Raw genomic sequence first — 4,716 nt, 5'->3', positions numbered from 1 at the left:
AGTCATTGCGCATCATGTATCACACACCACCGTTCCTGCCAACCGTCCTCACCGGCCGGTTTCCGCTCCTCCGAAGAGGAGCCCGCTTGCGGAAACCGGACAGCCGGTGAGGACTCAATATGGCGTCAGGGGTCGGCGGCTGGTCCGCCGACTGCATCCCTGCGCCCGGGCCGACAGGCCTCCGTTTAAGGCGAGACCAAAGTGGTCGAGCGCCTTGAAACCTTGGGCTTTGCAGTAGTGTACGGTCCTTCCACGAAGGACTGCCGGGAAGGGCATGACAGTCTGAAGGAAGGCTTGCCCGGGAAGGGGAAGATGGGCCAGGGAAGGGGTCTCCAGATGCTTCAAGGCCTGCCCACGGCGGACCATGGATGGCTTTGGGCATGAAGCCAGAGGCTAGATCGGCGCAGCGTCAACCCGTCACCGGCCGAACTGGCAAGCAGGCTGACAGGCAGACAGGCAGACAGGCAGACAGGCAAATTGTCCGACATGCAGCCGGTTGGCGGGTCAAGTTCGAGATCGTCTCTCGACTGAGACCTGATGTTGCCCAGCCTTCGGACCAACCATGCGGACAGGTTCCGACGCCGGCATGCGGCCTGTCACCTATGCAGGCATGCGGACATGCAAACCGTCATACGGGCCGGAGCGCAACCTGCCACGATTGCGGGCAGGCTGAAGGTGTGCTCGTACGCCGCGCCGCAGCATCGCGGCTGCTGGAATCCTTCGGAAACATGAAGGCTTCGGCAGTGTGTTACAACTTCCGGCACATCCCATTTGACGTTCTTGCAACCTTATGCCTAAACAGCGCACCGCACGCCGGTCGGATTAGTGACGCCTTTACAACGGCTTCGCTGCGTCTTGGCTTGTCCGCGGTGCATCGCCTTCCGCAGCGTCATGAAAGAGCGCCGGGTGTCGATGCCAAGGGTAATGAGTACCGTTTGTGGAGGCGTCATTTCATGCAAGTCATTACCATCGTGCAGACCAAAGGCGGCTCGGGCAAGACCACGACCGCCATGCTTCTCGCGTCTGCAGCACTGAACCTCGGGCGTCGCGTCACCTTGATCGATGGCGACGTGAATGCCCAACTCGGCCGCTGGCGCGACAGTTTCGAACTGGCCGCCTGGGAGGGCGCGCAAAAGCCCGAGTGGCCGGAGAGTCTCGCGATCCTTTCGCCTCCCGAGAGCGTGGAGGGGCTTCTGTCGCTCCTCGAAGCTGAGGAAGCGCGCGGCGTCGATCTCGTCGTGATCGACACGCGACCTGGCACCCATACCGACACCGAAGACTTCTGCCTGATCTCCGATCTGGTGCTGATCCCAGCCCGCCCCGTCTACGCCGAATGGGAAATGACCCATCGCGCTGTCCTCTGGATGGACGACCTCCGCGCCTCGATTGCCGCGGGCGAGCGGTTCCCGGCGGTCCGGGTCCTCGTCATGGACGCGGGGCCGAAGATCTTCGACGCCGCAACCCGGGAAGGGGGAATGGCACAACTGCCAAAGCGCGACCAGGACGTGCTGCAAGAGATCCTGCGTCTCGACCATCTCGACGTGATCGTCCCGCATTCGCGTATCCTAGAACAGCTGGGCTACCACGGCCCCCTTGGGCCGGCAGCCCGCGCCAACGCCAAGGCCCACGGCGGTCGGCTGGTGGCCGATGCCATCACACGCCAGCTTGAAGTTGCGGAACTTGTCCTGACCGGGATCGACGAGGTGATCCCTGCATGAGCCGTTTCCGTCTTCCTGCACGTGTCGCACCCTCCCCGGCGGCAGAAGAACCGGGCCTGCAGAACTCCGCCGCACGGTTGCGGTCGTCGCGCGAGGTGCAGTCGCGCATTCTTGCCGAACGACGCGCGCCCGAGAAGGGCGGGAAGGACGAGAGCGTCGAGGCCCAAATCTCAGACTTGCCGACGGTGCCCTTGGCGGAGCCGGAGTTTGCCGGGAGGAGGGAAGGGGAACTTCTTCAGGCGCAGTCCCCAGCTTCCTCGGCCGAGTGTGCAGCCAGCGGGATAGCGAAGCCCCGGAAAGAGAAGTTGGTGGTTCTCTTTCGGCTGCCGTTGGCAGCCGAGAAGCAGCTTGAGCAGATCCCGGGCGCGGGCGAGGTTACTCCAGCCTACATGCTGCGCGCCTTTGCCAAGGAAGCCCGGGCCGAACTACGGCGGCTCTTGGCGGAAGATGATCTTGCGCCGCATGTCGATGAGGCGAGGCGCATTTTAAGCATGGCAGCCACGAGGCGCGACGCGTCAGGTAGACCTCACCCATGCAACAAAAATCGATGAGCCGCCTGCGGTTACTCGCAGGCAAGATCGGGCAGCGGCGCTGTCTCGAAGGTCAGGCTGTCGGCGCTGGTGACCAAGGCGAACTCGCCGCCCGTTCGGAAGGTTGCCAGCATTTTCGACCAGTCCGCTGCGTCAACCGATGCCTGTGCGGCGATGCCGTTCGTGACCGGCATGCGGGCCTGCTCGCCCGACTTTGCGAGAACGACGACCATGTCCGGTCTGGCGTCCTTGTCGAAGCGAACCACAAGCGCACCGTTGGGCGTCGGCCCAAAGACGCGATCCGGATCGCAGACAAGTCGCACCTCACCTGCCTCGCTGGTGAGCGCGTAGGTCGGAAGGCCACGCTCGACACCGACCGTCCAGGCGTCAAGCGCGTGGACGGGAACAGACATCGCCGCAAGCGCGGAAACAGCCAGAACGGGGGACAGAACATGCATCGACAGGAAAGCCTTTCGTGGTTCGCGTGGCGACAGCAAGGCACCACTTCTGATGTCGGTAGATATGTTCTGAAGGCGCTTCTGTCCATGACCGCCTCTCGCCAACGGACCATCGGAGGTGGGAATGGATAAGGTCGTCCGAAGCGCTGCCGAGAACCCAGTTGTCGATCGTCGGCTATGGCGTATCGACCGTGGAGACCGGGAACTCGTTGCGGAGCGGCATCGCACCGCCAGCGGTCGGTTCAGAACCGTGTGGCTGGTCCCGGAGGAAACCCTGCGTGGCGTCCTCTGGGTCGAGGTTGTCGAGGGAGCACCGGGCGATCCGTCACCATGACCCATCAGCTTTCTGAATCGGACCGCCCGGATCGATTCAGAAATGCAATTGGACTTGGAGAGCGGCAAGGCGGAGTCTCTGCGGGGGGGAGGACCACCATGGCTCTGGCACATCTGCACCGCATCGACCCTGAGGCCAACATGGCGCGGTTCTACTGCATCGATGTTGCGGCGACGCTGTTCGGAGACGTCTCTGTCTTGCGGACCTGGGGCCGGATCGGAACGCACGGACGGACAAGACTCGAGACTTGCGCCACCGTGGAAGAAGCGGAGAGGGCAGCATTTCAAACCCTTCGACAGAAGATGCGACGGGGCTATCTGCCTGCCGGCCAAATGCTGCCGCCAGACCTTGCGCTGTGAGATCTGTTAGGCCTTACGCTGAAGCCTGCCATCCAGCTCGGCACCGACCTCGATGGCGATCCGCTCATGGGTGACGTCGGCCTGCACGACCGCACTCGGCGCGAGCTGAACGCTTCGCGCTGAGACCGTGCCGGAAACCGCCCCAAGCACGACGAGGTCGTGGGCGACGACGGAACCTTCAACACGACCTGAACCAGCCACGGTGATCTCAGGCGCCCGCAGTGAGCCAACGACGTTGCCCTGGACCTCGATTGGTCCACTGGACGTGGCATCGCCTTCGATGACAAGGTCCTGCGCGAAAACGCTGCGGCGGGCGTTTGCGCCGGCCGGGTCCGGCCAACGGTCGAGGTCGCCATTTGGGGTCTTCATCTTGGTGCCGCCTCAGCTCAACTTCGTGCCCCACGACTGGACCAGAAGCGAAACGAAAGGGCAACGCGCGGCGCCGTTATCGGCGAAGAAGCGCGACAGTACTCGGCGTTGCACAACTCGTCCGGCAAAGATCGTCTGCCGGTCGTCCCTCATGAGCTATAGATTTTGCGTCTATCGCTCATGCGAGACCTCCAGACGGTTGGTTGGTGTGGTCCACTGTTGGAACGATGACAATGAACGGCTAGGGTATTCCGGTGAACTTCCAGCGGGGGTCGTGATGATGAAACACGAGGAGCGTGATAGCTTGGCTGGTATCGCCTTCAATTTCAGGCATGAGCATGTCGAAGGCGAGATACAGCGGCGCCTCGCTCTTCCCTTTGATGCCTGGGAACCGATCGGTAGGGGAGAGTCCATAACAACAAGAGCTCGGGCTCATCTTGCCCGCGTTGCCGGATTCGGCAACGGAGACATGGACTGATACGTCCGGGTCGAACCCACTGGCCGACCGCGACCTTGTCGTCCCAACTGTCCAGATCCCAGGCGTGACCGGTGGTCCGGCTGCTAAATGGGTGTAATTGGGTTCCGAATTGGGTTGCAGGAAATGGGTGTTATTGGGTATAAAATTGGATATGATCCAAACTCAGACGCTCCGCATCACCCCGACCTTTCTCTCGATCATCGCCGAGATCGACGAGTTCAAAGGCGCATGGCGCGCACTCGGAAGCCTCGCCCCCGAGCGTCTGTCCGCCTTACGCCGCGTCGCCACCATCGAGAGCATCGGCTCTTCGACACGCATCGAGGGAAGCCGGCTCTCCGATCAGGAGGTTCAGCGTCTGCTCTCCAATCTCGACATCCAGACCTTCTCGACCCGGGACGAAGAGGAGGTCGCTGGCTACGCTCAGGTCATGGACACAGTCTTCGCCTCGTGGCGCGACATCGATGTGACCG

General features: G+C 62.4%; 5 protein-coding genes and 1 pseudogene. 4 read left to right on the top strand and 2 right to left on the bottom strand.

The window, feature by feature from the left end; genetic code table 11:
- Positions 1-953: 953 nt before the first annotated feature.
- Positions 954-1,718: a ParA family protein gene (locus tag Q8M85_RS18025; protein ID WP_305547155.1), complete on the top strand. Its 765-nt coding sequence runs from the start codon at positions 954-956 to the stop codon at positions 1,716-1,718.
- Positions 1,715-2,269 (top strand): hypothetical protein, encoded by a 555-nt coding sequence (locus tag Q8M85_RS18020; protein ID WP_305547153.1) that lies wholly within the window; start codon positions 1,715-1,717, stop codon positions 2,267-2,269. Before Q8M85_RS18025 ends, Q8M85_RS18020 begins: the two co-directional genes overlap by 4 nt.
- A gap of 11 nt (positions 2,270-2,280) precedes the next feature.
- Here Q8M85_RS18020 and Q8M85_RS18015 read toward each other — a convergent pair whose 3' ends face one another.
- The gene (locus tag Q8M85_RS18015) at positions 2,281-2,745 is read right to left on the bottom strand and encodes a hypothetical protein (protein WP_305547151.1); all 465 of its coding nucleotides are present in this window, start codon (positions 2,743-2,745) and stop codon (positions 2,281-2,283) included.
- 393 nt (positions 2,746-3,138) lie between these two features.
- Here Q8M85_RS18015 and Q8M85_RS18010 point away from each other — a divergent pair, with 393 nt between their 5' ends.
- Positions 3,139-3,399 (top strand): WGR domain-containing protein, encoded by a 261-nt coding sequence (locus Q8M85_RS18010; RefSeq protein WP_305547149.1) that lies wholly within the window; start codon positions 3,139-3,141, stop codon positions 3,397-3,399.
- A gap of 6 nt (positions 3,400-3,405) precedes the next feature.
- On the opposite strand, the gene Q8M85_RS18005 is transcribed toward Q8M85_RS18010, so the two are convergent.
- Positions 3,406-3,768 carry a polymer-forming cytoskeletal protein gene (locus tag Q8M85_RS18005; protein WP_305547147.1) on the bottom strand — a complete coding sequence of 121 codons (363 nt, stop codon included), beginning with the start codon at positions 3,766-3,768 and terminating at the stop codon, positions 3,406-3,408.
- Positions 3,769-4,397: 629 nt separating this feature from the next.
- On the opposite strand from Q8M85_RS18005, the pseudogene Q8M85_RS18000 reads away from it, so the two are divergent.
- A pseudogene (locus Q8M85_RS18000) lies at positions 4,398-4,716 on the top strand (Fic family protein); the annotation flags it as partial.

This window comes from Tabrizicola sp. (assembly GCF_030694085.1).
Classification (GTDB): Bacteria; Pseudomonadota; Alphaproteobacteria; order Rhodobacterales; family Rhodobacteraceae; genus Tabrizicola.
Note: the sequence above shows the minus strand (reverse complement) of the source record. Positions and strands in the feature narration are given on the sequence as shown.

What these genes read in the sequence shown, in the direction of transcription:
- Q8M85_RS18025 (WP_305547155.1), top strand. Translation starts at nt 954, where the DNA reads ATGCAAGTCATTACCATCGTGCAGACCAAAGGCGGCTCGGGCAAGACC.
- Q8M85_RS18020 (WP_305547153.1), top strand. Translation starts at nt 1,715, where the DNA reads ATGAGCCGTTTCCGTCTTCCTGCACGTGTCGCACCCTCCCCGGCGGCA.
- Q8M85_RS18010 (WP_305547149.1), top strand. Translation starts at nt 3,139, where the DNA reads ATGGCTCTGGCACATCTGCACCGCATCGACCCTGAGGCCAACATGGCG.
- Q8M85_RS18005 (WP_305547147.1), bottom strand. Translation starts at nt 3,768, where the DNA reads ATGAAGACCCCAAATGGCGACCTCGACCGTTGGCCGGACCCGGCCGGC.